Source organism: Novosphingobium profundi, assembly GCF_018491765.1.
Classification (GTDB): domain Bacteria; phylum Pseudomonadota; class Alphaproteobacteria; order Sphingomonadales; family Sphingomonadaceae; genus Novosphingobium; species Novosphingobium profundi.
Genome location: NZ_JABWCU010000021.1, coordinates 62,756 through 88,733, shown reverse-complemented (window position 1 = coordinate 88,733; position 25,978 = coordinate 62,756). Strand labels below are relative to the sequence as shown.

At 68.9% G+C, this 25,978-nt stretch carries 17 protein-coding genes; 12 read left to right on the top strand and 5 right to left on the bottom strand.

Features of this window, described 5'->3' with window-relative positions:
• The 3 genes from HT136_RS21625 (at window position 1) to HT136_RS21615 (ending at window position 3,591) form a co-directional block, all read left to right on the top strand.
• A complete protein-coding gene (locus HT136_RS21625; RefSeq protein ID WP_214201932.1) occupies window positions 1–1,110 on the top strand; it encodes a ParB/RepB/Spo0J family partition protein in 1,110 nt (369 codons plus the stop codon).
• 427 nt (window positions 1,111–1,537) lie between these two features.
• Window positions 1,538–2,830: a replication initiator protein A gene (locus tag HT136_RS21620; RefSeq protein ID WP_214201931.1), complete on the top strand. Its 1,293-nt coding sequence runs from the start codon at window positions 1,538–1,540 to the stop codon at window positions 2,828–2,830.
• A 245-nt stretch (window positions 2,831–3,075) separates the two neighbouring features.
• Window positions 3,076–3,591: a hypothetical protein gene (locus HT136_RS21615; RefSeq protein WP_214201930.1), complete on the top strand. Its 516-nt coding sequence runs from the start codon at window positions 3,076–3,078 to the stop codon at window positions 3,589–3,591.
• 1,108 nt (window positions 3,592–4,699) lie between these two features.
• Here the strand turns inward: HT136_RS21615 and HT136_RS21610 are convergent.
• A complete protein-coding gene (locus HT136_RS21610) occupies window positions 4,700–5,392 on the bottom strand; it encodes a class D sortase (protein WP_214201929.1) in 693 nt (230 codons plus the stop codon).
• Entirely contained in the window at window positions 5,389–7,524 is a 2,136-nt protein-coding gene (locus HT136_RS21605; protein WP_214201928.1) for a marine proteobacterial sortase target protein, read from the bottom strand. The genes HT136_RS21610 and HT136_RS21605 overlap by 4 nt, the downstream gene beginning before the upstream one ends.
• 159 nt (window positions 7,525–7,683) lie before the next feature.
• Between HT136_RS21605 and HT136_RS21600 the strand changes: the two genes are divergently transcribed.
• The 5 genes from HT136_RS21600 to HT136_RS21580 all read left to right on the top strand — a co-directional run bounded on the left by HT136_RS21600 (window position 7,684) and on the right by HT136_RS21580 (window position 13,024).
• Window positions 7,684–8,442, top strand: coding sequence for a helix-turn-helix domain-containing protein (locus HT136_RS21600; protein ID WP_214201927.1), 759 nt, complete (start codon window positions 7,684–7,686; stop codon window positions 8,440–8,442).
• Between the two features lie 197 nt (window positions 8,443–8,639).
• Window positions 8,640–10,901, top strand: coding sequence for a CHASE2 domain-containing protein (locus HT136_RS21595; RefSeq protein WP_214201926.1), 2,262 nt, complete (start codon window positions 8,640–8,642; stop codon window positions 10,899–10,901).
• 36 nt (window positions 10,902–10,937) lie between these two features.
• Window positions 10,938–11,417 carry a hypothetical protein gene (locus tag HT136_RS21590; RefSeq protein WP_214201925.1) on the top strand — a complete coding sequence of 160 codons (480 nt, stop codon included), beginning with the start codon at window positions 10,938–10,940 and terminating at the stop codon, window positions 11,415–11,417.
• Between the two features lies 1 nt (window position 11,418).
• Entirely contained in the window at window positions 11,419–12,384 is a 966-nt protein-coding gene (locus HT136_RS21585; protein WP_214201924.1) for a FecR family protein, read from the top strand.
• A complete protein-coding gene (locus HT136_RS21580) occupies window positions 12,350–13,024 on the top strand; it encodes a Pycsar system effector family protein (RefSeq protein ID WP_246544076.1) in 675 nt (224 codons plus the stop codon). Before HT136_RS21585 ends, HT136_RS21580 begins: the two co-directional genes overlap by 35 nt.
• A 13-nt stretch (window positions 13,025–13,037) precedes the next feature.
• On the opposite strand, the gene HT136_RS21575 is transcribed toward HT136_RS21580, so the two are convergent.
• Complete coding sequence (locus tag HT136_RS21575) at window positions 13,038–13,964, bottom strand: tetratricopeptide repeat protein (protein WP_214201923.1); 927 nt, start codon at window positions 13,962–13,964, stop codon at window positions 13,038–13,040.
• 155 nt (window positions 13,965–14,119) lie between these two features.
• Between HT136_RS21575 and HT136_RS21570 the strand changes: the two genes are divergently transcribed.
• The 4 genes from HT136_RS21570 to HT136_RS21555 are packed head-to-tail and all read left to right on the top strand — an operon-like array spanning window position 14,120 to window position 20,091.
• Window positions 14,120–16,576 (top strand): cyclic nucleotide-binding domain-containing protein, encoded by a 2,457-nt coding sequence (locus tag HT136_RS21570; protein ID WP_214201922.1) that lies wholly within the window; start codon window positions 14,120–14,122, stop codon window positions 16,574–16,576.
• Window positions 16,577–16,592: 16 nt separating this feature from the next.
• Window positions 16,593–17,447: a hypothetical protein gene (locus HT136_RS21565; protein ID WP_214201921.1), complete on the top strand. Its 855-nt coding sequence runs from the start codon at window positions 16,593–16,595 to the stop codon at window positions 17,445–17,447.
• Window positions 17,448–17,455: 8 nt separating this feature from the next.
• The gene (locus HT136_RS21560) at window positions 17,456–19,189 is read left to right on the top strand and encodes a cytochrome c3 family protein (protein WP_214201920.1); all 1,734 of its coding nucleotides are present in this window, start codon (window positions 17,456–17,458) and stop codon (window positions 19,187–19,189) included.
• A gap of 35 nt (window positions 19,190–19,224) precedes the next feature.
• Complete coding sequence (locus tag HT136_RS21555) at window positions 19,225–20,091, top strand: phosphodiesterase (RefSeq protein WP_246544075.1); 867 nt, start codon at window positions 19,225–19,227, stop codon at window positions 20,089–20,091.
• Between the two features lie 3 nt (window positions 20,092–20,094).
• Here HT136_RS21555 and HT136_RS21550 read toward each other — a convergent pair whose 3' ends face one another.
• Together HT136_RS21550 and HT136_RS21545 are read right to left on the bottom strand one after the other, a co-directional pair.
• Window positions 20,095–24,180, bottom strand: coding sequence for an LVIVD repeat-containing protein (locus HT136_RS21550; protein ID WP_425516909.1), 4,086 nt, complete (start codon window positions 24,178–24,180; stop codon window positions 20,095–20,097).
• Entirely contained in the window at window positions 24,180–25,946 is a 1,767-nt protein-coding gene (locus HT136_RS21545) for a hypothetical protein (RefSeq protein WP_214201948.1), read from the bottom strand. The genes HT136_RS21550 and HT136_RS21545 overlap by 1 nt, the downstream gene beginning before the upstream one ends.
• Window positions 25,947–25,978 lie beyond the last annotated feature (32 nt).

Here is a 25,978-nt window from a genome sequence, read left to right as displayed (position 1 = left end):
ATGGCCCGCAAGCAATCCGATTACCTTGCCAACCTGCTCTCGGGTGAGGACGAAGACACCACGGCCGCACCCGCGGCGGCAAGCCCTGCCCCGGCTTCCTCCGCGCAGACGGCGTCCGAGGCCCCTGCGCTCGCCGGCCCACGCGCCACCTCGCGTGCGGGCCTGTCGCTGCTCGGGCGCGAGAACGCGCTCGCCCGCGTCGCCTCGGGCGAAGTGCGCCAGGTCACCCAGCTTTTGCTCGACCCCGCGCGCGTGCGCGTGTGGGAAGGCAATGCCCGCAACCAGGCGCGCCTTTCCGAAGAGAGCTGCCGCGACCTCATCGATTCGATCCTCGCCGAGGGCGGGCAGAAAGTGCCTGCGGTCGTGCGCCACCTCGCGGGCGATCCCGACCACGACTACGAACTGATCGCGGGCACCCGGCGTCACTTCGCGATCTCGTGGCTGCGCGGGCATTCCTATCCCGAGATGAAGCTGCTCGCGCAAGTGGCCGAACTCGACGACGAAGCGGCCTTCCGCCTCGCCGACATCGAGAACCGCGCGCGCAAGGACATCACCGACATCGAGCGCGCGCGCAACTACGCCGACGCGCTGCCGATCCACTATGGCGGCAAGGCGGTGCGCATGGCCGAGCGGCTCAAGCTCTCCAAGGGCTGGCTCTCCAAGATGCTCAAGGCCGCGACGATCCCCGACGAGATCCTGCTCGCCTTCGCCGATCCGGGCGAGCTGACGCTGAACCCGGCCTACCGGCTCGCCTGCGCGCTCGACGACAAGGCCCTGGCCAAAGCGATGCGCAAGGAAGCGAAGTCGATTGCCAGTGAAAACACCGACGCGCTTTCGCTCGGCCGCCCTGCCCTGGCGGGTCCGGCAACGCTTAAGCGCCTGCTCGGCGCGAACGACGATACCCCGTCTGCGGGCCCTTCGATCAAGAAGGACCTGCGGCTCGAGATCACCGGCCCGCACGGCCGCACGATCCTCCAGGTCAAGGACGTCTCGCGCCAGGGCGTCACCATCCACTTGCCGATGGCGAGCGGCGCGGGCGACGAACAGCTGGCCCAGGCGCTGCGCCACGCGCTCGACACCTTGCGCAAGAACGGCGTCACGGTGAGCTGACGAGGAGGAAACGGGTGCGAAAGTTTCCTCGAGGAAACTTCAGGAGAAGAGGTCCAGCCCCGACCGGGGCCCCTCCCACCACGACAGCACGAACATTTCACGAAGCAGGGGCGATTGTCCCTGCTTCGTCGTTTGGTGCCCACGCGATTTCCGGCTCTGATCCGGCGGCCCTGACCCGCGCGCCGCCCCATCCTTCCGGCCGAACGTACGCCCTTCGCGGCGGCGCCCACATGGAACACATCGCCGGGACGAGCCCGCTTTTCCACGGGAACCCCTGCAGGAGCCCCCCTCCCCGGTTGTGCCCGAGGCCGGATCGGACCACTTTGGTTCATCCGATTCCCATCACCCCGATTCCGTGCGGGGCCCGTAGCCCTGCCCTGCCCTTCGCTCGCGCCTTCGCGTGCCCACCTTCGAAAGTGTCCCGATCATGACCCGCGCCAGCAAGGCATCCGAGACCGAACAGTTCGACCTCTTCCTGCCCTACATCGCGAACCTGCCGATGCGCGACCAGCGCGAGATGATGGAGCGCCCCTTCTTCAGCCTCGCCAAGTCGAAGCGGATCAAGCCGATCGACTACACCAGCCCCGATGGCCAGGTGCGCGTCCACGTCTCGGCCAGCCCCGAATATGGCATGGCCACGATCTGGGACGCCGACATCCTGATCTATTGCGCCAGCGTGATCGCCGACATGCAGCGCCGCGGCCTCAACGACGTACCGCGCAAGCTCAACATCATGCCTTACGACCTCCTGCGCGCGATCGGCCGCCCGACCACGGGCCGCGCCTACGAGCTGCTCGGCCAGGCGCTCGACCGGCTGGTGGCGACCACGATCAAGACCAACATCCGCGCCGAAAACCGCCGCGAGGCCACCTTCTCCTGGCTCGACGGCTGGACCCAGCTGGTCGACGAAAAGACCGAGCGCTCGCGCGGCATGACGATCGAGCTGTCGAACTGGTTCTGGGAAGGCGTGATGATGAAGGGCGGCGTGCTCTCGATCGACCGCGCCTATTTCGACATCACCGGCGGGCGCGAGCGCTGGCTCTACCGCGTCGCGCGCAAGCATGCGGGCGGCGCGGGCGAAGCCGGCTTCGCGATCACCATGCCCGTCCTGTTCGAGAAATCGGGCGCCGAAGGGCAATACCGCCGCTTCAAGTTCGAGATGCTCAAGCTGGCCGAGAAGGACGAATTGCCCGGCTACGCGCTCGCGGTCGAGACCGCCCGAGACGGCGAGGCGATGCTGCGCATGACGCGTGTCGACGGGAAGGGCGGGGCCGACGTTGCCACCGCAAAGCCGGCCAGAACGGCAAAGACGGCGAAGCCGACAACGTCCGAAACCCCGGGTGAAGCCGTAGCTCACGCCGCGAACGATGGGGAAGGGCAGGGGGCCCCGGCCCGGAGTTCGCCCGCGCCGGGGCCTGTCCGGGCCAAAGTTTCCTCGAGGAAACCCGCGCCCGAACCGGTCGAGACCTTCGACGCGGCGCGCCTCATCCGCTCGACCGTGGCAGGGCTTTCCGACAACGCCACGCGCGGTTTCATGACCGACGAAACGATCGCCACGCTGCGCGGCGAGTGCCCCGGCTGGGACCTCTACGCGCTCCACGCCGAGTTCGAGCGCTGGGTCGAGGCCGACGCCGAGCGCACCCCCGCCAACTGGCAACGCGCCTTCATCGGCTGGGTCCGTCGCCACCACGCCAAGCACAAGCACCAGTTGCGCGGGTGAGGGCAGGGGGGCGCCGCGCGACCACGCCGTGACGCCCCCGCCATCGCCCCTCTGCCAGCCCCCCGGTCCCACATCCTCCCTCCTTCCAGCCTGCCTCCACCGGACACGAACCTCCCCCCGATCGTCCCACACCATCACGTCGTTGCGAGCCACGCGCTCCCGCCCCCCGGTGTCGATTGTCGTAATCCGCGGCCTCTCTCCCCCCTTGCCTTTACCCCGATCCGAACACGCCGTAGGCTCGCCCCATGCGCACGGCCCTGCTTCCCATCCTGATCGCGCTGGCACCGGCCTGCGCCCCGGCCAAGCCAAGGCCCGCGCAAGAGACGCTCGAAGCCTGGGACGTCCCGCTACCCGACGCCGCGGCCCGCAAGGGCTTCCTCGCCACGCTGGACGCAGCTGCCCGGAAACAGGGCTACCACCTCGATGCCGCCACCGACGCCGACGTGCGCGCGATCTCGCCACCCGGCATGCCGATTACCCTCAATGCCGGCGTCTGGCGGGGCCGCGACGATGCCGAGATGATGGCGAGCGCGATCGAGATGGTCCGCCCCGGCCATGCCTGGATCACGTTCCTGCGCGGTGAGGATCCCGCGCGTTCGGCACGCTTTCGCACCGCGCTCATGGCCGAGATCCGCCATCGGTGGCCGCAGACCGCGCGGCTTCCCGTCCTTCCTGCCGGCAACATTCCCCACCCGCGCGATCTCGAGCGCACCGCTACCGGCTACCGGCTGCGCCCTGAAGCCGCCGCGATCTACGCGTGAAATCCGATGTGGCGCCGCTCCGTTCCCGAAGTGTCGCGTTCGGCCGACGCGGCGTTCCCGGATGTGCGAAGGTTCGTCATGGCGTACGTGGATTTGAACGATCTTTTGAGTTGCCCACAGGAAACTCTTTCAATTTTCCGGTGCAAAGCAGGGTCTTCGACACTCCGGGAACAGACTTGGCCATGGCTTCGACCCATCGGGAACCGGGTCTCGATCCTTCGGGAACGACAAGCTCGATACATCGGGAACGCATCATCGATACAACAGGAACGACCCGATTGCCGCGACTCGTCGAAGCTGCGCGATTCACGGCGAAGTGCGCAAGCTCTAACTTTATCTAACTCTTCGATATAACCCGTCTAACCCTCATGAAGCCCAAGGTTTTGGATGGACTAAGAGGAAGAAGGAGGGCGCTGAGTTGAAACCTTGCAGCCCCGTCTGCCAGACTTGGCAAGAACCGTAGATGCCTTGCCTCGTACGGCAGACCGAACAGCTGACCGGAAAGCATGCGTTGGCTCGAAGCCAACTTTGCGCTGACAGCTCTTCCATCGCCAATCCCGATGGAACGCGCTCACTCAAGGCGGGCCGAGCTCCCTCCGATGTGAAGCGTGGGAACTCCCGGAAGGGCAGATCGGAACAAAACGTGAAATAGGCTAAATTTGCCTTGGGAGCCCCGTAGAGGCGAATTCCTGCGAAGATGAAGATCGGGTCGGAAGCCGTCGCAGATCGCTCTGAAAACGGCTCCTGGTGGCTCATTTTTTGAAGATATTTCGCCTCGAAATGTGCGCGGAAGCTTCACTCAGGAAATCGAGAGTCATTCGGCGTTCGAAAGGCCTCATTTCCCCCCGAACGAAAGAATATCCTCATTGCCATGCGGTTTGATCGCCAATTCGCCTCGCAATGCCTCTTCGCCATAACTCGGCTTGTCGCGGTGCCGTGCAAAAGCGCTCCACCGGATCTACGCGGATCCAATGGAGCGCTGCAACATGTGCGGGGGCGTAGATCGGATCGGGCCGCTCGTCGAAAGCCAGAAGCGTCAGCTTGGCCTGACCTACCGCAGCGACTGGCATCCCACGAGCCTGCAAGCGGCGTTGCTCGAGACCTTCGGCTACGCCTGGCTGGCGCTATCCGCGTCCATGCGCTCCGCCCAGGCGACGCGGCGCAAGGGGCCGCCGTATTCGGTGCCCCCGAAGGGGTAGCAGGTGACGAGCGCCAGCAGCGCACGCGCCGGGTCGCGCGGATAGCTGAAACGGTCCCAGCGCACGGTCTCGAAGCGCACCACCCGATAGCGGGCCCGCGCGCCCGAGGGGTTCTGCAATTCGATCACGTCGCCCTTCGCAAGGTCGCGCACGAAAAGGAAATGCGTATCGCGGTGCGCGGCGAGGATGGTGACCGGGCTCTGCGCGCTGGCGGCCTTGACCATGATCGGGCCGCTGGCGAGCGTGTCGTGGGTCGCCTCCCCGCTCGTCACGATCTCGCGAACCCCGAGCCGGGCGACCGAAAGGCGCAGCAGGGCAGGGGCGGCGGCCGGGGCGGCCGGAGTGGCAGGGTGCGACAAGTCGACCGGCGAGACGAAGGGAATGATCGCCTGCGGGCTGGGCTCGCCCGGTTCCTCGCTGCGATCGGCGTGTCGGGCGGCCTGCGTTGCGAAGGCGCGCTCGAGCCGCGCCTGCCCCGCCTCGGCCGCGCGAGGAACCGCGACGCCCTGCATCACGAGCAGCCCCCCGCAGACGACCGCACCCAGACCGCCAAGGCCGAGCAGGCCGCGCAGGGCGGCCTCGCGGCGCGCGCCCGCGCTCATGCGCGCGACCCTTTGACGGTGCGACGGCGGCGGGTGAGCCACAGGCTGGCAAGTCCGCCCGCGAGAAGCGAGAGGCCCTGGGCGATGCGGCCGAGATAGCCGGTTGCCGTCTGCGGCAGGTCGAGCCGCGCCTCGTCCTCGCGCAGGGGGGCGGCGGGGCGGTCTTGCGCGCGATCCTGGCCGAACAGCGCCTCCATGCTCCAGCCCTTGGGTAGCGCAAGCGGCAGGTCCTGCTGGGTGAGCGGGGTTCCGGCGGGCCGGGCGGGAGTCTTGTCGATCGCGACGAGGCTCGTCTGGCTGGTGACGAGGCCATAGGTAAGGCCAAGCCGGGCGATCGCCTCGTCGGCATCGTTGCCGTCGATCTCGTTCGCCCAGCGCGCGGCTTCGACGTCGGCGATCCGGCGATTGGCCCAGAGCCTGGCAATCGCCGGGCTGTCGGTGGCCCCGGCAAGCTCCACGCTCTGGTGCCAGGGCTTGCCCTCAAGCGTGCCGCTCAGGATCAACCGTCCCTGTGCGCCCGCCACCGTGCCCTTGCCCAGCAGCACCAGCGGTTCCCCGGCATAGAGGTCGGGCAGGCGGGTGGGCGTGAGGTCGAGCGTGGCGCCTTCGACGCGGACCGAGAGATCGTGCAGCGCCGGGGCCTTGATCCGGTCGAGCAGCGAAGTCATCCGGGCGAGGACGTCCTGGTTCGCGCCGATATGGGTATAAGTCCCGCGCCCGGCTTCGGCCATGCGGTGCATGAGATAGGTGTTGGGCGCCGAGCCGATGCCGACCATGAACACGCGGGTGCGCCCGGCGTGCGCGGCGATCTCGGCCATCATCTCGCGCTCGTTGGAGAGGTCTCCGTCGGTGAGGAAGATGACCTGGCGCACGCCCTTGGCGCCCGGATCGGGGTCGGCCAGCGCGGCCTTGAGCGCGAGGAGCATCTCGGTGCCGCCATCGGCCTCGAGCCCTTGCGTGAAGCTGCGGGCAAGCGCGACCTGCTCGGCACTCGCGGGCATCGAGGTCTCGAAGAGCGGGGTCATCGTGTCGTCGAAGCGGATCACGTTGAAGCGGTCCTGCGGGCGCAGCGTGGAAAGCGCATGGAGCAGGCTGGCCTTGGCTGCGTCCATCGAGCCGCCGCCCATCGAGCCGCTGTTGTCGATCACGAAGACCATCTCGCGCGCGGGCGCCTCGGCGGCCTTGACGTGGACCTGGGGGGTGATCGTCGCCATATAGTAATCCTCCTGATGATCCGTGTCGGCGAGGCGCTGGTGGAACAGCGCGAGCGTGGGATCCGCGCTCGCCGAGCGCCAGCGCAGCTCGAAGTCGCGGTCGGCCGTCTCCGCGCCCGCCGCGAGGGTCACCGTGCGCGCCGAGGGACCGTCCTCGGCCACGTTGATGCGGTGGTAGGGGCTGATCACGTTGGCGGGCACGAAACCGGGGGCAAGGTGGACGGTGATCGAGACCGGGTTGAGCCCTGCATTCGAGGTGGCAAGTGGCGCGGTCACCCGCGCGGCGTCGCGAAGCGCGGCGGGGGACGACAGACTATGCGGGGGCACGTAGCGCGGCCCCGCGACGAGCGGCAGGCGCAGCGCGAATTCCCCGTTCACCTGGCGCACCGGGGCCTGGAATTCGATCGCGATCAGCACCGTTTCGCCGGGCGCCACGTTGGCGACCTGGCTGCGGAAGAGATTGGGCCGCTCGGCCTCGACCAGCCCGGCCTTCTGCCCCTTGGCGCGCGCCTCCTCGTAGAGTTCGCGCGCGGCCTGCTTGCGCTGGATGGTCCCCACGATCACGCGCTGGCCGACGACCATCTTGAGCGTGTCGACCGCGCCGTCCTCGGGGAGGGGGAAGAGATAGCTGGCCTCCATCCACTGCTTCGAGGTGTTGCGGAAGGCCTGGGTGACCTTCACGCGCATGACCGTGCCGGTGACCTCGACGTTCATGTCCGAGCCGAGCCGCATCGCCGGGGCGGTCACGGTGCCATCGGCGCTCGTGAGGATGAGGGCGCCCCCCGCGGCGGGGTCGGGCGCATCCTGCGCCCGGGTCGCGGGCGCGCTGCCCAGCGTCAGGGCAACTGCGGCGGCGGCGAGGAAGGGGCGCCGGGCAAGGGCGCGGCGGTGGGCGGATCGGGAGAACGAGGTGGACATGGCGTGGCTCCGTCGTGGTGGGAGCCCTCTCACTAGGCAGGCGCAAGGCCGCACAGCCACGCGAAAGAACCGCCAGTTTCCGGGACCGAACCGGACGGATGGGCCGATCCTGACGAAAAAGGCGGATTTGTCCGGAATTGTACGGTAACGCAGGATCGCATGACCCACGCTCCCGAACTGACCGGCGCCGACAACGCGGCCATCGCCCACCGCCTGCGCGAGGAACTGGCGCGCCGGCGCATCTCGCGCCAGGCTCTGGCCGACCTCGCGCGGGTCTCGCTTTCGACGCTGGAAAAGGCGCTCTCGGGCAGTCGGCCCTTCTCGCTGGCGACGCTGGTGCGGATCGAGGACGTGCTGGGCACCTCGCTGCGCGGCGAAAGCGCATCCGCGCCCGTGCCGCCCGAGGCGGCGGCGATGCTCGCGCCGCCGGCGATGGGCTCGTACAGCCGGCCTGCGGTGCGCTGGATCGAGGGCGCCTACCTCACCTTGCGCCCTGCCTTCAGCCAGCCCGGCGCGATCTTCGCCTACCGTACCGAGATCTACTGGGACGAAGGTGGCGGGCACCTGGCCTTTGCGGAAAGCGAGCGCGAGGACAGCGCCTTCACCCAGGCCGGTTTCGTGGCGATGCCCAACTTGTCCGGGCACACCTACCTGGTGACCAGCGAAGAGGGGCAGTACCGCCTCATCATGCTGGGCCGCGCGACGCGCGAGGGGCACCTCTATGGCCAGCTCTCTACGCTCCACGCCGGGCTTGGGTCGCAGCTCATGCCCGTCGCCTGCCCCACCGCATTGCTGCCGATCCGGCCCGAGCATCCGGTCCGCTTCGGCGTGGTGACCCCGGACGAGGGGGCGTTTGCAAGCTATCGCCAGGTGCTCGACCGGGCGACGCAGGATGGATTCTGCCGCTGGTACGCCTGAGCGCAAGAGCCCGAAAAGTCACCAGTTCCGATAGCGCGAAAGCCACCGCGAAATACTTGGTCCTGAACAATCCTTAACTGGAACTGATCTTGCACATGGGCGTAAGAATCTGGTTGGCCTATTACAATGTGTGTCATAGTGGACCTTTTGGTGAGGTGAAGTCTCGAGAAATCGCGTAAGGCAGGGGTGCAAGAGCGATGGACAGGGTGGGCAAGGTGCGCGAGATCATCATCGTCTGGTCGAGACAGGTCCGCCTCGCGGTCCTGCCCGGCGCTGCGGTGATCATCGTCATCGCGATCTTCCAGACCGCACCGGTGCCCTTCCTCTCCCCGGTGATCGAACGCCTCGGGTTCATGGTTTTCGACACCTACCAGCGCCTCTATCCCCGCCCTTACGAGGAAGCTCCGGTCCGGGTCGTCGACATCGACGACGAAACCATTCGCCGCTACGGCCAGTGGCCTTGGCCACGCACCGATCTGGCGCGCCTGACCGCCGTGCTGGGAGAGGCCGGGGCCGCCGCGATCGCCTACGACGTCGTGTTCTCCGAAAGCGACCGGACTTCGCCGCGCGAACTGGCGCGCCGCTTCGCGCAGAGCGATCCCGAGGCCGCGCGCGCGCTGGCCCGCCTGCCCGACAACAACACGCAATTCGCCGGGGCCCTTCGCGCGAGCCCGAGCGTTCTGGGCTTCTTCCTCAGCAATCGCCCGGGCGCCACGCGCATTTCGCCCCGCGCGGGCATGGTGGTGCTGGGCTCCCCGCCCGACGAGGTGCCCGATTTCGCGGGCGCCGTCGCGCCGCAGCGCGAACTGCGCGAAGCCGCCGCCGGACTTGGATCGCTCAGCCTCGTACCCGATCAGGACTCGATCATCCGGCGCGCGCCGCTGATCCAGCGCCAGGGCGGCCAGTTGCTCCCCTCGCTCTCGCTCGAGGCGATCCGGGTCGCCTTCCAGACCGAGTCGGTGCGCGTGCGCACGACCGATGGCAGCGGCGAAGGCGGCGCACCGGGCGAAGTCGTCGCGCTCAAGGTGGGTGACATCGAAGTGCCCACCGACGCGCAAGGCCAGCTCTGGATGCATTACACGCGCGATGAGCCCGGGCGCGTGGTGCCGGCCTGGAAAGTGCTCTCCGGCGCGCTCGATGCGACGGCGATGGAGGCGGCTTTCAACGGGCGTATCGTCTTCATCGGCACCAGCGCGATCGGCCTGCGCGACTTGCGCTCGACCCCGCTAAATCCGGCCGAACTGGGCATCATGGTGCACGCCGAGGCGGCCGAGCAGATGATCCTGGGCCATTTTCTGCTGCGGCCCGACTGGGCGCTCGGGCTCGAGCGCAGCCTGCTTCTCGTGGCCGGGCTCGGGCTGGTCCTGCTGCTTCCCTGGCTGGGCGCGGTCTGGGGGGCGGTGCTGGGCCTTGCCGTCACCGCGCTGCTCGTCGGTGCCAGCCTCTACGCTTTCCTCGATCGCGGCTACCTGCTCGACCCGACCTGGCCGATCCTGGCCATCGTGGCGGGCTACCTGGTGGTGACGGTGCTCACCTTCTACCGCGAGGAGCGCCAGCGCGCGCATATCCACCGCGCCTTCGACCGTTATCTCGCCCCCGAACTGGTCAGGCGCATCGCCGCCGACCCGCGCCAGCTCAAGCTCGGCGGCGAGGAGCGGGACATGACCGTACTGTTCTGCGACATCCGCAGTTTCTCCAGCATTTCCGAAGGGATGGCGCCCGAGCAGATCATCGAGTTCCTGATCGCCTTCCTCACCCCGATGACCGACACGCTGATCGCGAGCGGCGCCACGATCGACAAGTACATCGGCGATGCGATCCTCGCCTTCTGGAACGCCCCGCTCGACGATGCCGAGCACGAGGTCCACGCGCTGCGCGCGGCGCTGGCGATGATGCGCGCGCTCGACGAGCTCAACGCGACGATGCCCGCGCGCGCGGACCTGGCCTGGCCGGGGCAGGTACGGATCGGGGTCGGGCTCAATTCGGGGCGGTGCTGCGTGGGCAACATGGGCTCGCGCCAGCGGCTCTCCTACTCGCTCATCGGCGACACCGTGAACCTGGCCTCGCGGATCGAGGGGCTGACCAAGTTCTACGGTGTCGACGTTGCGATCGGGCGTGCGCTCGCGGCGGCGGCGCCCACGTTCGCGACGCTCGAGCTCGACCAGGTCCGTGTTGTCGGACGCGATGCGCCCGAGAGCGTCCATGTCCTGTTGGGTGACGAGGAGCTGGCGCGCGAAGCGCGCTTCACGGAGTTTGCCAAGGCCCACGCGGCGATGCTCGCGGCCTATCGCGGGCAGGACTGGAAGCGTGCGCAGGAGCTATTGCACGGGCAGGCCGGGGCGGCCGCGGGGTGGGGGCTGGGACGGCTCTACCAGATCTACAGCGAACGGATCGCGAGGTTTCGCGAGGCGCCCCCGGGGCCCGGCTGGGACGGCATTTACAGCGCCCAAAGCAAATAAGGCCGGGCGCGCGGCGGTTGAGAAGGAGGACGCGACATGGAGAGGAGACGTAAAGGCACGACACAAGGGGCCGGGTATCGCTGCGCGGGAGCGCTGATCCTGGGACTGGCGGCGCTTGCCGGAGGCGGCCAGGCGGCCCACGCTCGCGCGGCGCTGGAGGAGGTGCCGGTCGAGATGTCGGCGCAGGACGCCGCGCTCGTGTCGGAAATCGAGAGCGAGGCCGATACCTCCGCGACCGCTGCGGGCGCGCAGGCGCTGGCGCGGACCAAGGCCGAGGCGGGCGACCTCACCGGCGCGGTCGCGGTGCTCGAACGCTACCTGCTGGTCGACCACGAGGCGCTGGAACCGCGGGCGGACTACGCCATCCTCCTGTGCCGCCTCGACGACGTCGAGGCGGGGCGTTTCGAAGGCGCGAAGATCGCGAGCGAGGCCAATTCGGGCGCGGCTCTCGAAAGGGTAGGGCAGGCCTGCGGGGAAATACCCCAGCTCGCCCAGGTTTCCGGGGAGGGAGAATGACATGGAACGCGAACGGATGGCAAAGCTGGGCCGGGCCTGGATTGTGGCGTCGCTCGCCGGGGCGCTGGTGGCGGTGCCGGTCGACGGACAGGAAGTGGTGGGGGTCAATTCGGCCGTGCGCAACGACGTGAAGACCCGGCGCGATGCGCAAGGCACCTACCGCGAGGCGGTGGTCAAGGAGAAGGTGGCGCTGGGCAACCAGGTGCGCACCGGCAGCGCCAGCGCCCTGCAGGTCACCTTGCTCGACAAGTCGAACCTGACGGTAGGGCCCAACGCCTTCTTCACGGTTGACCGTTTCGCCTACGATCCCGCTGGCAGGACCACCAGCATGGGGGCTTCGGTGGCCAAGGGGACCTTCCGCTTCATGTCGGGCAAGGCGCGCAAGGAGGGGGCCAACGTGGTGAAGACACCGGCGGCCTCGATCGGCATTCGCGGCACGATCTTCGAAGGCGCGGTCGGCGCGGATGCGCTGCTGGCGGCGCGGCAGCAGGGCCTTGCGCTTCCCGCCGGAACCGATCCCGAGACCGCGACGATGATCGTGCTGCGCGGTCCGGGCCCGAAGGCCCAGATGGGCGAGCCGCAGGGGCGGATCGAGGTAATGGCTGGGGGCCGGACGATCCTGCTGGATCGGCCAGGGCAGGCCCTTTTCGTGCCATATCCCGGTGCGGTCCCGATCGGACCGTTCCCCATTGCGCCGGCTTCCTACGCCACGTTCGACGAAGTCCTGCGCACGACGCCGGGCGCGTTTGCGCCCACGTTGACGGCGCTCGTGAACACCCCGCCGCCGCCGGGCAGCACCCGCGCGAATCCGAAGGGAACCTCGGGCCGGACGCTTGCGTCGGGCTCGGTTGCCAGCGGCAAGATAGGCAGCGGGGTGCTGATCGGACTTGGCGGTGCGGCCGCGATTGCCGGTATCGTCGTGGCCACCACGCATGAAACGCCGCGTTACAGGAGCAACGGCGTGTGACGAGGCGCGTGCCCTGCGGCCGGCGCGCGCCAAACACCTGTGCGAGCCGCTGGGCACCGCCTGGGCCCGGGAGCAGGGCATGAGTGCCGGGGGGGAGACGAGCGAAGGGGCGGACGGGAGGCAGAAGGTCTATCCGGCTCAGGCCGTCCAGCTCGTGCGCACGGCGGTGCAGAGCCACCTGACGCTCAGCCAGATGGCCGACCAGAAGGCAAGCATCCTGCTGGGCGCGACGTTCATCGTCTTCACCCTGACGATCGGGCAGAGCGCCAAGGGGCCGCTGCCCTTGCCGCTCGTCGTGCTCGCCGCCTTCGCGTTCCTCTCCGCGTTCTGCGCGGTCATGGTGGTGATGCCCGCGATCCGGACGCCGCCTTACGATCCGGCGCGCTCGAACATCCTGTTCTTCGGGGCCTTCACCCAGATCGAGGAGGCCGAGTTCGTCGAGGAGATCGTCACGCGGCTCGCCACCGACGAGGGCATGTTCCGCACGATGCTGCGCGATGTCTACCAGAACGGGCAGGTCCTGCGCTTCAAGAAATACCGGTACCTGGGCTACGCCTACCGCCTGTTCCTCGCCGGATTGTTCCTGACGCTGGGGACCTACTTCGTGTTCGGAGGGCGCGATGTGGCAACGCTTGTGTGACGCCGCCGTGCGCTCAGCGCAGGCCGAGCCGGCGCGCCTGTTCCTCCAGGTAATCGGCGCGCGAGGGGTTGGCTGCGCGCGCATCCGTGAGGGCACGCGCGGCCTTGTCCGGTTCGCCGAGCGTCAGGCGGCTGCGCATCAGCATGACCCAGCCCTCGACGTTGCCCGGATCGCCGGCGAGCCGGGCCTCGAGCCTTGCGACCATGTCCTGTGCCATCGCGCGCTGTTCTTCGGGGCGGATCGCGCGCGCTTGTGCAAGCTGGGCAGGGGAGGGGCCCGGAATGGCGCCCATGGCGCCCGCGGCAGGGGCCGGGGGCGCGATCGCGGAAAGGCGCTGCGCGACGGGGATTGCGTTGATCTTGCCGACCTGCTCGATCGTGCGCACGAGGTCCGCGCGCCAGGGCGCACCGGGGGGCGTGTCGGCAAGAAGCGCGAGCCAGGACGCGATCGCGCCCTCGTGATCGCCCGCAAGGTCCTGACGCACCGCGTCGAAATAGCGCGCGCGCGGGTCACCGGCATCGAGTTCGAGCGCGCGCGTGAAGGCGGCGGAGGCCGCGGCGGGCATCGGATCGTGTGCGCTCGCCATGACCCGCGCCTCGCCGAGCGCGGACCACAGGGCCGCGTCCTTCGGCGCGAGCCGGCTCGCCGTTTCGTAAGCCCGCGCGGCCTCGGCGAAGTGGCGCGCGTCGTAGCGGGCAAGACCAAGGCGCCGCCAGGCCTCGACGTCGCCGGGCGTACTTCGGGCCGCTGCCTCGAGCGCGTCGAGGGTCGGGGGCGCCTGGAAGGGCTGTGCGGCGGCATCGTCCGATACGTGTCGGGGCGGGCTATCATCATTGAATATATTGAAATGACGATAGAAAACTACGCTCGAGACAAGGACAATGGAAAGTCCAAGTACAACGGTTACAATTTTGAAATGTCCAGACGACTGTTGTGACATGCGAAATTTGCGTCCACTATTGCCCGTGAAAGGTGGGGTAGGTCGCTATCATCGCGTTTACGGTGCGATCTTTTTGTCCCGAAGGCAACCGGTTGTCGGAGATGTATTTGCAGGCGGGGTAGGATCGAACGGGCAGGGGCCCGAAAGGGGGTGCGGTGGATAACGAGGTGCGCATCGCGATCGTCGGCTCGGGGCCGGCCGGGCTCAGCGCGGCGGCGCGCGCGGCGCGTCTCGGCATCGCGCATGTCCTGCTCGAGAAGACCGGGCATCTTTCCGACACGATCTTCAAGTACCAGAAGGGCAAGTACGTCATGGCGACGCCCTCGCACCTGCAACTGCGCTCGGACCTCGCCTTTTCGGCGGGCGCGCGCGAAGACATCCTGTCGACCTGGGAGAGCGAGGCGGGCGAGATCGCGCTTTCGGTCCGCTTCGACGCCGAGGTCGAGCGGATCGAGGGCGAAAAGGGCGCCTTCACGCTTCACCTCAAGGGTGGCGGGCAGGTGCGGGCGGAGCGGGTGATCCTGGCGATCGGGACACAGGGCAACCCCAACCGCCTGCGCTGCGCGGGGGCCGACCTGCCGCACGTCCAGTACCAGCTCGACGATCCCGGCGAATACGTCGACGAAGAGATCGTCGTGGTCGGCACCGGCGATGCGGGGATCGAGAACGCGCTCGGCCTCGTCGCCGACCCGGCGCAGGGCAACCACGTCACCATTCTCAATCGCGGCAGCGAGTTCGCGCGCGCCAAGGAGGCCAACGTCGCGGCCATGCTCGAGGCCGAAGCGGCGGGCCGTCTCACCATCCGGCGCGAGAGCTCCCCGGCGCAAGTGCTTGCGGGCGAACTCGTGCTCGACACGCGCGACGGGCAGGAGACGATCCGCTGTGACCGGATCATCGCGCGCACCGGCTCGGCCCCCCCGCGCGCCTTCATGGAGGCCTGCGGGATCGCCTTCACCAGCCCCGAGCGCGAGGCCTTCCCGGTGCTCTCCCCCTCGTTCGAAACCTCGCGTCCGGGCATCCACGTGATTGGCGCTCTGGCGGGCTATCCGCTGATCAAGCACTGCATGAACCAGGGCTACGACGTAGTCGAGTTCCTCAACGGCAATACGGCGCTCAGGCCCGCCGACGAGCCGATCCTGGCCGAGCGCTTCGCCGCGCTTCCCGGCGGCGGCGACGTCGAGGCCTGGCTGGCGCGTTTCGGCGAAAGGATCGCGATCTTCCAGGGCATCTCCGCGCTGCAACTGCGCGAATTGATGCTCGAATCTCAGGTCCATTGCCTGCGCCGGGGCGATGTCGTGTTCCGCCGCAACGAGCCCGGCTCCTCGCTCTTCGCGATTGCGCAAGGTGGGGTCGAGGTGGAGATCGATCCGGCGGACCCCACCCGCACCGTGCCGATCGGCGAGGGCTCGATCTTCGGCGAAGTCGGGCTGGTCTCGGGCCGGCGCCGCGGGGCGACGATCCGCGCGGCCGGCGACCTTGTCGTCGTCGAGCTCTCGCGCGCGGCCGCGCTCAAGCTCCTGGCGACCGCGCCTGCCGCCGCGCGCGCGGTGCACCGCATCTCGGTCGAGCGCCAGGTGTTGCAGATCTTCGGATCGGGGCTTACCGCCGCGGATGTCGCCGAGCTGGTCGAGAGCGCCGAAGTCGAGGACGTGCGCGCGGGCGAGGTGGTGCTGGCCGAGGGCGATACCGGCAACGACATCTACATCGTGCGGCGCGGCTCGATGACGGTCGAGCGCCAGATCGGGGGGCGTGCGGTCTTCCTCAACTACCTTCCGGCGGGCTCCTACGTCGGCGAGATGGCGCTGATCGATGGTTCGCCGCGCTCGGCGACGGTGCGCGCGGCGGTGCGCTCGCAAGTGATCCGCCTTTCGGGCGAGGCCTTTGCCCGGGTGCTGGCGGCGCGTCCGGCGCTGCTCGAGAAGGCGCGCGCCGAGATGCAGCGGCGCAAGCAGGTCACCAGCTTCGTCGAAGGGCGCAAGGAGAACTTCTCGAGCGCGGTCGACATGTATTCGCAGACCGCGCAGTTCCTCGTCGAGAACGGCATCGGCGAGGCAACCGACGTGCTGCTGATCGACGAGCGGCTCTGCGTGGGCTGCGACAATTGCGAGAAGGCCTGCGCGGACACCCATGGCGGCCTCTCGCGGCTCGATCGCGAGGCGGGCACGACCTATGCGCATCTCCATGTGCCGACCTCGTGCCGGCATTGCGAGCACCCGCACTGCATGGCCGATTGCCCGCCCAACGCGATCCGGCGCGGGGTGGATGGCGAGGTCTTCATCGACGAGACCTGCATCGGCTGCGGCAATTGCCAGCGCAATTGCCCCTATGGCGTGATCCGCATGGACGCTGCGCCGCCGCCGCGCCCCTCGCTGTTCTCGTGGATGCTGCTGGGGCGGGGCCCGGGCCCGGGCGAACCCGACAAGGCCTGGCGCGCAAAGCAGGCGAGCCGTCGCCCCCAGGCCGCGCAAAGCCCCAAGAAGGCGATCAAATGCGACATGTGCAAGGGGATTTCGGGCGGGCCCTCATGCGTGCGCGCCTGCCCGACGGGGGCGGCGCTGCGGGTCTCGCCCGAGACGTTCCTTTCCGTCGCGCGCCTTGCGGAGGACGAATGATGGCGCAGGAGGGCTGATGGCGAGCCAGGCGGCCGCGACGCCGATCCGCGTCCACGAGGGATTCCTGCGCCACCGCCGGTTCCGCTGGCTCAAGGTGGCGCTGGGGCTCAGCCTTGTCGCGGTGCTCGCCTATGCGCTGGCGGATGCCCGGCCGCGCCCGGGCGGGGGCACCTGGATGGGCTATACGCTGGGCACCCTGGGCGCGCTGCTGATGGTCTGGCTCTCGCTCATCGGGGTGCGCAAGCGCGCGATCACGCAAGGGCGCTGGTCGCTCAAGGGCTGGACCTCGGCGCATGTCTATCTCGGCCTCTCGCTGCTGGTGGTGGTGACGCTGCACACCGGCTTCCAGTTCGGCTGGAACGTGCACACGCTGGCCTATGCGCTGATGGTGCTGGTTATCGCCTCGGGGGTCTTCGGCATTGCCGTCTACGCCGTTCTGCCCAAGGCCTTGAGCACCAACCGCGAGCAGATGACGCAAGCCCAGATGGTCGATGCGATCCGCGCGCTCGACCGCCAGATCGGCGAGGCCGCGCAGCCGCTGGAGCGCGCCGCCTCGGACCTCGTCCAGGCCGCGCTCGGCGAAGATCCCTTCGCGCCGGGGCTGGTGCGAAGGCTTTCGGGCACGAACCCGCACTGCCGGACCGAAGCGGCGCTGGCGGGGCTGGCCGGAACCGGCGCTGTCGCGGGCGGGACGGCGGGCGAGCGTGTCGTGCGCCTGCTCGAGCGGCGCAAGGCGCAGCTTGACCGGCTGCGCCGCCACATGCGCTACAAGGCGCTGCTCGAGGTCTGGCTCTACGTTCACGTACCTGCGACGATGGCGCTTCTGGCCGCGCTCTGCGCCCACGTCGTCTCCGTGTTCTTCTACTGGTAGCGGCCTTCGTGTTCCGCATCCGCACCATCGAATGGACCGCGGGCGGCCGCGAAATCGTGCGCGCGCGCGAGGTCGAGGGTGCGTGCCTGACGATCGGGCGCGCAGGCGACAACGATCTGCAACTGCCCGACCTCGCGGTCGACCTGCATCACGCACGGCTGGAGCGCGTCGCGGGGGGTGGTCTTGAGATACACGCGCTCGGCACCTTGCCCTTCGTGCGCGACGGTGCGGACGTGCGCCGGGCTGCGATCGACTTGCGCAGCGGCACGGAACTGGGCTTCGGCACCTACCGTATCACCGTGGCGCTGGACGAGGCGGACGAGCACCGGGGCGAGGTGATCGGGTTGACCGTGCGCCAGGGCGAGCGTGCGACGACGCGCTCGGGCGACCTCGAGACCAAGCGCGGCTTCGCGCTTGCGGGTGTCGTTCCGGGCAAGCGCATGATGTCGTGGGGGCTGGTGCTGGGGATCCTGGCGATCTTCCTCGCGCTCCCCATCGTCAGCCACGCCGTGCGCGAAGGGCAGCGGGCGAGCGCGGTAATCGGCGATGCGAGCTGGAATCCGGGGGCGCTGAGCAATGCGCACCACAATCTTACCGCCAGATGCGAGACCTGCCACGTCGAGGGCTTCGTCGCGGTGCGCTCGCAGACCTGCCGCACGTGCCACAAGGACGTGCACGATCACGCCGATCCGCAGCGCCTTGCCCGCGCGCGCGGCGGGCTCTCGCCGGGGCGGCGGTTCCTGTGGAGCGTGGCGCGCGCGTTCGGCAAGGAAGGTCCCGGTGCCTGCCGCGATTGCCACGTCGAGCACCAGGACGGCGCCGGGCTGGTGACGCCGGGGCAGGGGCTGTGCGTGGATTGCCACGGCGCTCTCGACCACGCCCTGACGGACACGCGGCTGGGCAACGCTTCCGACTTTGCGCGTAACCACCCGCCGTTCACCGCGCGGGTCACGACCGATCCACGCACCGGTGCGCACGCCGAAGTCATGCTTGCGCCCCGCGCGCGCGAGGATAACGGGCTCGCCTTCCCGCACGATCTGCACCTTGCGCCGCGCGGCGGGGTGGCGCGCATGGCGCGCAATCTCGGCGCGGAGCGGGGCTACGGCGCGCAAGGGCTGGTCTGTGCCGACTGCCATCGGCCGAGCGAGGACGGCATCCGCTTCCAGCCGATCCGCATGGAGCGCGATTGCGAGGGCTGCCACAGCCTCGCCTACGACAAGGTGGGGGGCACCGTGCGCCGGCTCCATCATGGCGACGTCGACCAGATGGTGGCCGACCTGACCGCGCGCGACCGCGGCCTCCATGCCGCGCTCGAACCGGCGCGGCGGCGCCCGGGAGCGCGAGCGGGTATCGCGCTCGGCGGCGGGCGCGGGCTCGATCCCGCACACGCGCTCGGGCCCGGCGGGGTCTGCGGCGAATGCCATCGGCCTGCAAGTGTGCCCGGCAAGCCCGGCGTGGTGCCGGTGGTCCAGACCTCGCGCTATTTCGAGGCCGGCTGGTTCGACCATTCCGCACACCGCCAGGCCAAATGCACCTCGTGCCACGCGGCCACGACCTCGAAGCGCGCATCCGATGTGCTCCTGCCCGGGATCGCTACCTGCCGCACCTGCCACGCCGGCGCGGAGGCGCCCGCGAACCGGATCGCTTCGAGCTGCACGATGTGCCATGCTTATCACGTGAGCGGGAGAACCACGCTCGATTTGGGAAACAACGACGGGAGCGCGGCGTTGAAGCGGCGATGAGGGCCGGTCGGGGGGAGCAAAGAAAGGGTCGCACCTTGAGGGATGGAACCGTGCTGATTGCGCAGATCACCGACCTGCATGTCGGCTTCGATCCGCAGAACGCCGAGGAATACAACCTCGAGCGACTGCGCGCCGTGCTCGATCGCCTCGTCACCGGGCCCAATCGCCCCGACCTGCTGCTGATGACCGGGGACCTGACCGAGGCGGGCACGCCGCAAAGCTATGCGCTCCTCCAGGAGGCGCTGGCCGGGCTGCCCTTTCCGGTCCACGCGATGACCGGCAACCATGACGAACGCGCGGCGCTGCTGGCGACCTTTCCGGCAACGCCCGCGCCCGGCGGCTTCGTGCAGTACGCGATCGAGCTCGCGGGCTTGCGCCTGCTCGCGCTCGATACGCTGGAAGAGGGGCGCCACGGAGGGGGCTTCTGCGCGGCGCGTGCGGACTGGCTCGCACGCGAACTGCGCGCGCACCCCGAGACGCCCACGCTCATCGCGCTGCACCACCCTCCTTTCGCAAGTGGCATCGACTGGCTTGACGCCGACCCACGCGAGACCTGGACCGAGCGCCTTGGCTCCGTTCTGGCCGGACAGCAGCAGGTGGTGGGACTGATCTGCGGGCACCTGCACCGCACGATTCAGTCGCAGTGGCTGGGCATTCCGGTGCGGGTCTGCGCCTCGGTGGCGCCGCTCGTCGCGCTCGATCTCAACCCGATCGACCCGGCCCGGCCGGACGGGCGCGAAATGATTGCCGACGAGCTGCCCGGTTACGCGCTCCACCGCTGGGACGGCCAGACGCTGGTGAGCCACTGCGAGAGCGTGGGCGCGCACCGCATCTTCGCGCGCTACGACGCCAGCCTGCAGGACGTGGTCGCGCAGATCGCGGCCGAGCGCGAGGGCGGTTGACCCCTAGCGCGGGGCGGGCCACCAGGCCGACATGTCGACGTCGTCGACCACCTTGTAGGGCGTACCCGTGCGGGTCAGGAACAGGCGCTCCATCTCGGCGCGGGTGAAGGGGCGCGAGCCGAGCCGGCCGAACACCGCGATCTGGCCGCCGGTTTCGTCCACCGCGCGGTCGCGGTCGAGCCCGCGCGAGAGCGCGAGCGCGCGGCTCGGCGTGCGGGCCCAGGCGATGAGTTCGGGGCGCGGTTCGGGCGAGAAACCGTAGAAGGTGGGCTGGCTTGCAGGCGAGGTGAGCTGAAGGACCTTCATCCCGTTCACCCCGTCGGCGAGATAGGCGAAAAGCGAGGCGTTGGTCGAGGCGACGACGACGTCCTGCACGTCGGGCACCTCGCCCGGGAAAGTGACTTTGCGCAGGATGCGGGGGGCCTGCGGGCGACGCACGTCGAGGATCACGAGGCCTTCGCGGCCACCTGCGACATAGGCGTAGGTGCGCGCAAGATAGAGCCGGCGCGCATCGGCCAGCGCTACCTGGCCCGAGGGCACCGCGACCGGATTGCGCATGTCGGTGACGTCGAAAAGTGTCACGCCGTGCGCCTCGGTAACCCACAGAAAGCGGAACTGGAGCGCGCTGGCGCGCGCGTCGTCGAGCGGGCGCACCGCGCTGATCCGGGGGTGGAGCGGATCGGCCAGATCGACGACGACGAGCCCGACCCGCGCCGTCACATAGGCCAGATTGCCCGCGAGCACGACATGGCGCGCGCCGTCGAGCACGTGCTTGGGGTTCCAGGTGAGCGCGCGCTTCAGGTCGTTGTTGCGAAACTCGCCGTCGGCGAAGGTCTCGATATCGACGAGGATCAGGCCTTCTTCGGCATCGGTCACCACGGCGTAGCTGTAGATCGGGGCGAAGGCCTGTTCCTGGTTGGCATCGCGCAAAGACATGGGCGTGCCGTTCGCGTTCAGCGCCGGTTTGCCGGAAGCGTCGAGCACGGCCGTCTGTGCCATCGCGCGGTTGCGCGTGGGCGCGATCGGCTGGTTGGTGGCGAGCGCCATGCAGGTGGCGTTGCGCGTCCTCACCCCGTTCTTCTGGCCGAGCGGCGAGAAGGGGGCGGAAAGCACCGCATCCGAGACGCCCTTGTTGGCGACCGAGGCTACGTCGTAGACGCGAAAGCCGCCCTTGCCTTGCGCGACGTACATGTATTCGCCGCGAAGCTGCAGGCAGCCCACCGCATCGCCCGTCCCCTGCACCAGGTTGCGGAAGGGCTCGAGCCCCTCCACTTCGCCCGAGAGCCCCGCGCCGAAGGTCTTGCCGCGCGTCCAGTTCTTCAGTTCGCGCCCGTTCTCTTCGACGTGGAGGCGGTAGTAGTCGGGATAGGCGTAGCGCTGGAGGTAGGAGCCGATCACGGCCTGCGGCTCGTCCCATTCGGTTACCCGCACCGCCTCGAACCCGCCCGCAAGGCCGACCCAGGAATGGAGGCCCACGAAGTTCACGAAGCCGGTGCCCAGCAGCAGCGTCTGGGCCAGGATCGCGTTGTTGTCGTCCGCTGCGGAAAGGTGGCAGTCCGTGCAGGTCTTGGTTTCGGTGAGGCGCACGGTATGGGGAAAGTGCGGCGCGAAGGCCTGGCTGGAAAAGCCCGCCGCGCTCACCGGGGGCTGCTGGATGTAGATGCGCTCGCGATTGGCGTTGGTGGAGGAGAGCACCAGCGCGGACGTCGAGCGGATCGGGGCGACCTGTGCGCCCTTGGTGGTCATGTGACGGCCCAGCTGGAACATCTCGTTGCGCGCCACCTGGGGGTTGTAGGTCGCGAAATTGCGCGTCTCCTCGCCCTCGTAATGGTGCGTCTGCGTCTTCCAGTTGGCCTCGATCGGCAGGTGGCAGCCCCCGCAACTGGTGGTCCACGAAAGGTGGCAGGTGAAGCAGGCGATCTCGCCGTCCTTGTGCGCGCGCTCAGAGGGCGCGACCCCCGGGCCGAAGCGGAACAGCCCGTCCTCGCCGCCCGAGGCGCTCATCAGCTTGGCGCGCGCGGACCTGGCGTTGAAGCGGGGCGAGGCGGGATCGACGCCGTCCTTGACGAGGGCGATCTCCCAGCTGAGCGCGGGGTCGACGATCGAGCGCTGGAGGAGATGGCGTCGTCCGGCCGCGTCGGTGCTCCATTCGAAGCGCGGGGCGCCGTCGGGGTTGCGCAGCAGGGAAAGGTCGGTGCCGCGCGGCGGGGCGGCGGGGCCTGAAGTGCGCAAGCTGGGGTAGGCGTCCGGTGTGCCGTGGCAGTCCTTGCAGCCGATCTCCACCGCATTGGCGACTTCGCCGTAGATCAGCCCGTTGCCGTGGGCGTCCTGCGCGAAGTGGCAATCGGCGCACTGCATGCCCTTTTCGGCGTGGATGTCCATGAGGTGCACGCTCTTGCCCGGATTGGTGCCGGGCGGCACGAACTGCGCTTCGCCCGCCTTGCGCCACTTTTCGGGATCGTCGGGCGCAACGATGTGCGCGGTGTCGGTGCCCCAGCTCGCCATGTTGCCGCCTTCGTCGAGCAGGTTTCCGGCGCGGTCGCGCTTGAAGATGCCGCGAAAGTTCCAGCCATGGCCGTGGTAGTCGGCAAACTGGGTGTCATTGAGCTGCGGGTTGAGCTCGTAGACATTGCGCAGGAATTCGGGATCGGACCAGTTGCCGCGCGGTGCAGCGCCTTCGGGGTTGCGCTCGAGCACTTCGTGCGCCTCGGCGGCAGTGGGGTATTTCTGCCTTTCAGGCCACATCGCGGGCGCATCGGCCTCGTAATCCCACATGGTGTAGCCGAGGTAGGAATTGAGGAAGATATTGGGCTGGTGCATGTGGCAGTTCATGCATTGCGCGGTGGGGATCGCGCGGGTGAAGACGTGGCGCAGCGGATGGCCGCGCTCGAGCGCGCGGGTGATCGCGTGGGGCTCGTCCGGTGCGTGGCTGCCTTTCAGCGCGCCGTGTTCGCCGCGCTGCGTGAGCGCGGCGATGGCGGGATCGCGCGTCGCGCTCTGGCCGTCGCGGCCCTGGCTGGCGTAGATCAGCGAATGGCGCGGTTCGCGGTCGTTGGCGTAGACGACGTGGCACGCGGTGCAGCCCGAGCTGCGGTAGTCGCCCGGCTGGTCGTTGGTCCCCATGAACCAGGTGAAGGGATCGTTGAGGCGCGTCTTGTGAATGTTGAGCACGGGGATTGCGACGCGAAGCCCGGTGCCCGGCCCCCGGTTCGACTGCTTGAGATCGGGACGGCCGGGCTCGTCGAGCCGCTGGATCGAGCCGCTCGGGTTGGGCAGGCCGACTTCGGCGAAGGCCGAGGAATTGACGCGGCCCCCGCGCTCGAAGACGCGGAACACGTCGCCCGGCGGAATGACGTTCCAGCGCGGCAGGGGGTAGAGCGCGGCCAATGCCCCGCGCGCGGCCTGCGCGGGACTGAGCGTTCCGGGCGGATCGCCGGGCGAGACGATCTTCGCAGGCTCGCCGCCTGCGGTATAGCCCTCGCCGAAGATGTAGTTCTTGTAGGGCACGATGCCGTTGTTGTAGGCGGCCCCGCCCCACAGCATCGCCCCGCTTGCCATGAGCGAGCGTTCGGCGGCCTCGATCACCGGCAGGTGGCAGGCCCCGCAGGCCTCGCGCGCCACGCGGTAGTCGCCCGGATTGACGAAGCGGATATATTCGGGCGCCTCGCGGTTGAGCAGCGTGTAGCTGCGTTCGGGGTTGGCCGAGCTGGGGTAGTTCCACGCATGGGGGTAGCGCGGCAGGACGTGCGCGCGTTCGCGCGCGGCGACGTATTCGGGCGCCTCGGGCCCGAGTTCGGGGCGTCCGGTGACGTTCGGGTCGCCGCCGTGGCAGTCGGTGCAGCCCAGTTGCACGGCCGGGCTCTCGTGCATCGAGGGCGCGTCCGAGGCGGTGTGGCAGGTGAGGCAGCCAGAGGAAGCGGCCTGCACTTGGGCCAGAGTTGCCCCGGCGCGGGCAGGGCCGGCGCGCACCCGGGTATAGTCGCGCGCGATGGCGGGCTCCTCCTCGCTTGCGGAAAGCCGCATGTCGCCAAGGCCATAGGTGGCGATCCCGAGCAGCGCGAGCAGGACAAGGCGCAGGAGGGCGCGCATCAGTAGCTCACGATCAGGTTGGCGAGGATCGAGTAGGCGGTGCGCCCGCCTCCGCCCAGCGTGGTGAACAGGTCGCGAAAGCCGCGCCCGGCCAGCAGCGTGGCACCCGACAGGCGCAGGACGATGTTCTGCGTCGCCCGAGGGCGCCAGGTTCCCGCCAGGGAGAGATCCCACCCGATCGCGCGCGGGATCGAACCTTCGTTGCGCAAGCTGCGCAGCGTCGCGGTGTTCTCGAACCAGAGGTGGTTGGCGTTGGCCGAAACGCGCAAGTCGGGGGTCAGGTCGAAATCACCGCCTGCGCCCGCCAGCACGGTGCCGGGATTGTTGAAATTGGACTGGCCCTGTTCCTTGGACGAGCGCAGCGAATTGAGCACGCCGTTGCGCCCGTTGATCGCCACCGCGCGCCCGCCGCCCGCGAAGGGGATCGTCTGGCGGATCCAGTAGCTGGTGTCGGCCCCGGCGAACACCGGGTTCTCGAAGATCGCGTCGAAGCCGCCCTCGGTGTTGTCGTAAGGATCGTGGTCGCCGCTCGCCCACAGGCCCGAGAGGCGAAGGCGCACCCAGTCGCGGTCGTAGCTGAGTTCCGCAGCAGCGAAATAGGCGCGGATCTGCGCCCTGCGGTCGGTGAACAGGCTGTTGCGGTCCTCGCCCAGCGCCGCGTAGGCCGAGGCGGTGAGGTTGAGCCGTCCCACGTGCCCATCGGCGTTGTACCCCAGGTACACCACGTCGTAGTCGCGTCCACGAAGCGTGCCCAGCAGCGCGGGGCGGACGGGAAAGCCGTTGTCGTCGATCTCGATCCCGTTGCCTTCGCGGTTGCGGTTGTAGGCGATCGTCAGCTGGCTGGTGAGCGCGGGGACCAGGAAATCCTGCCGGTAGAGATTGGCGATCAGCACCAGGTCGTCGCGCGGGCGCTGGACCAGGCTGTTCAGCCCCGAATTGGTGTCCTTTTCCAGCCGCCAGAACGCGGCGAGGTTGTACTGCACGCGGTTGTTGTCGCGGTTGCCGAAGAGGCGCAGGCCCAGCTGCTGGTCGTTGAACAGGAAACCGCGAAAATCGGCCTGGAAGGGCTGGATGCCGAGGCGCACCGAGTCGAAGTCGTAGCGATCCGAGACGTTGCGCAGGTGATAGTCGACGAAGGCTTCCTGCACCCCCAGGAAGTGGTCGGTGCGGTGCGAGGGCTTCGAGGGCTCGACGAAGAGTACGCGCCGCTCGGGCACGTTGACGTAGCTGACGTTGAAGGCGAGCGCGACGCGGTACTCGATCTCGGGCGGCTTGAACGCGGTCTGCCCCTTGATGAGCGCGGCGCTGGCGAGGAAGGTCTGCGAGAAGACGAGGCTGGCGTCCTTGCCGAAGACGTCGAGGCTGCCGGGCCGCTCGGTGGTCTGCATCCCCACGGGGATCGGGAAGCTGCGCGGCTCGAAGACGGTGTCCGAGGTGAGACCGGCCGAGAAGAACCAGTCGTCGTCGTGGATCGGCAGCCAGGGGACCTTGGCGCGGTCGATCGGGCGATCGCCCTTGTAAGTGTTCTGGTGGTAGGGATCCCACCAGCGTTCGCGAACCACGCCCAGCGTTTCGATCAGGCGCCAGCGGTCGGGGATCGGGAAACTGTCGGTGGGGAAGGCCTCGGGGGGAGGCGCGCGCACCGCGCCGGGGTTGTCCTGGGTGACCTTGGCCGGGCGCTCGGGCTGGTGTCCCGGGCGGCGGCGGCCCTCGATCACGCCGTTGTCGACCTCTTCGGGTGCATGGGGGGCTTCGGGTGGCGGCATCGGCGGTTCGGGCGCCTGCGCGGCGAGCAGCA

What these genes read in the sequence shown, in the direction of transcription:
- HT136_RS21625 (WP_214201932.1), top strand. Translation starts at nt 1, where the DNA reads ATGGCCCGCAAGCAATCCGATTACCTTGCCAACCTGCTCTCGGGTGAG.
- HT136_RS21620 (WP_214201931.1), top strand. Translation starts at nt 1,538, where the DNA reads ATGACCCGCGCCAGCAAGGCATCCGAGACCGAACAGTTCGACCTCTTC.
- HT136_RS21615 (WP_214201930.1), top strand. Translation starts at nt 3,076, where the DNA reads ATGCGCACGGCCCTGCTTCCCATCCTGATCGCGCTGGCACCGGCCTGC.
- HT136_RS21610 (WP_214201929.1), bottom strand. Translation starts at nt 5,392, where the DNA reads ATGAGCGCGGGCGCGCGCCGCGAGGCCGCCCTGCGCGGCCTGCTCGGC.
- HT136_RS21605 (WP_214201928.1), bottom strand. Translation starts at nt 7,524, where the DNA reads ATGTCCACCTCGTTCTCCCGATCCGCCCACCGCCGCGCCCTTGCCCGG.
- HT136_RS21600 (WP_214201927.1), top strand. Translation starts at nt 7,684, where the DNA reads ATGACCCACGCTCCCGAACTGACCGGCGCCGACAACGCGGCCATCGCC.
- HT136_RS21595 (WP_214201926.1), top strand. Translation starts at nt 8,640, where the DNA reads ATGGACAGGGTGGGCAAGGTGCGCGAGATCATCATCGTCTGGTCGAGA.
- HT136_RS21590 (WP_214201925.1), top strand. Translation starts at nt 10,938, where the DNA reads ATGGAGAGGAGACGTAAAGGCACGACACAAGGGGCCGGGTATCGCTGC.
- HT136_RS21585 (WP_214201924.1), top strand. Translation starts at nt 11,419, where the DNA reads ATGGAACGCGAACGGATGGCAAAGCTGGGCCGGGCCTGGATTGTGGCG.
- HT136_RS21580 (WP_246544076.1), top strand. Translation starts at nt 12,350, where the DNA reads ATGAAACGCCGCGTTACAGGAGCAACGGCGTGTGACGAGGCGCGTGCC.
- HT136_RS21575 (WP_214201923.1), bottom strand. Translation starts at nt 13,964, where the DNA reads ATGTCACAACAGTCGTCTGGACATTTCAAAATTGTAACCGTTGTACTT.
- HT136_RS21565 (WP_214201921.1), top strand. Translation starts at nt 16,593, where the DNA reads ATGGCGAGCCAGGCGGCCGCGACGCCGATCCGCGTCCACGAGGGATTC.
- HT136_RS21550 (WP_425516909.1), bottom strand. Translation starts at nt 24,180, where the DNA reads ATGCGCGCCCTCCTGCGCCTTGTCCTGCTCGCGCTGCTCGGGATCGCC.
- HT136_RS21545 (WP_214201948.1), bottom strand. Translation starts at nt 25,946, where the DNA reads ATGCCGCCACCCGAAGCCCCCCATGCACCCGAAGAGGTCGACAACGGC.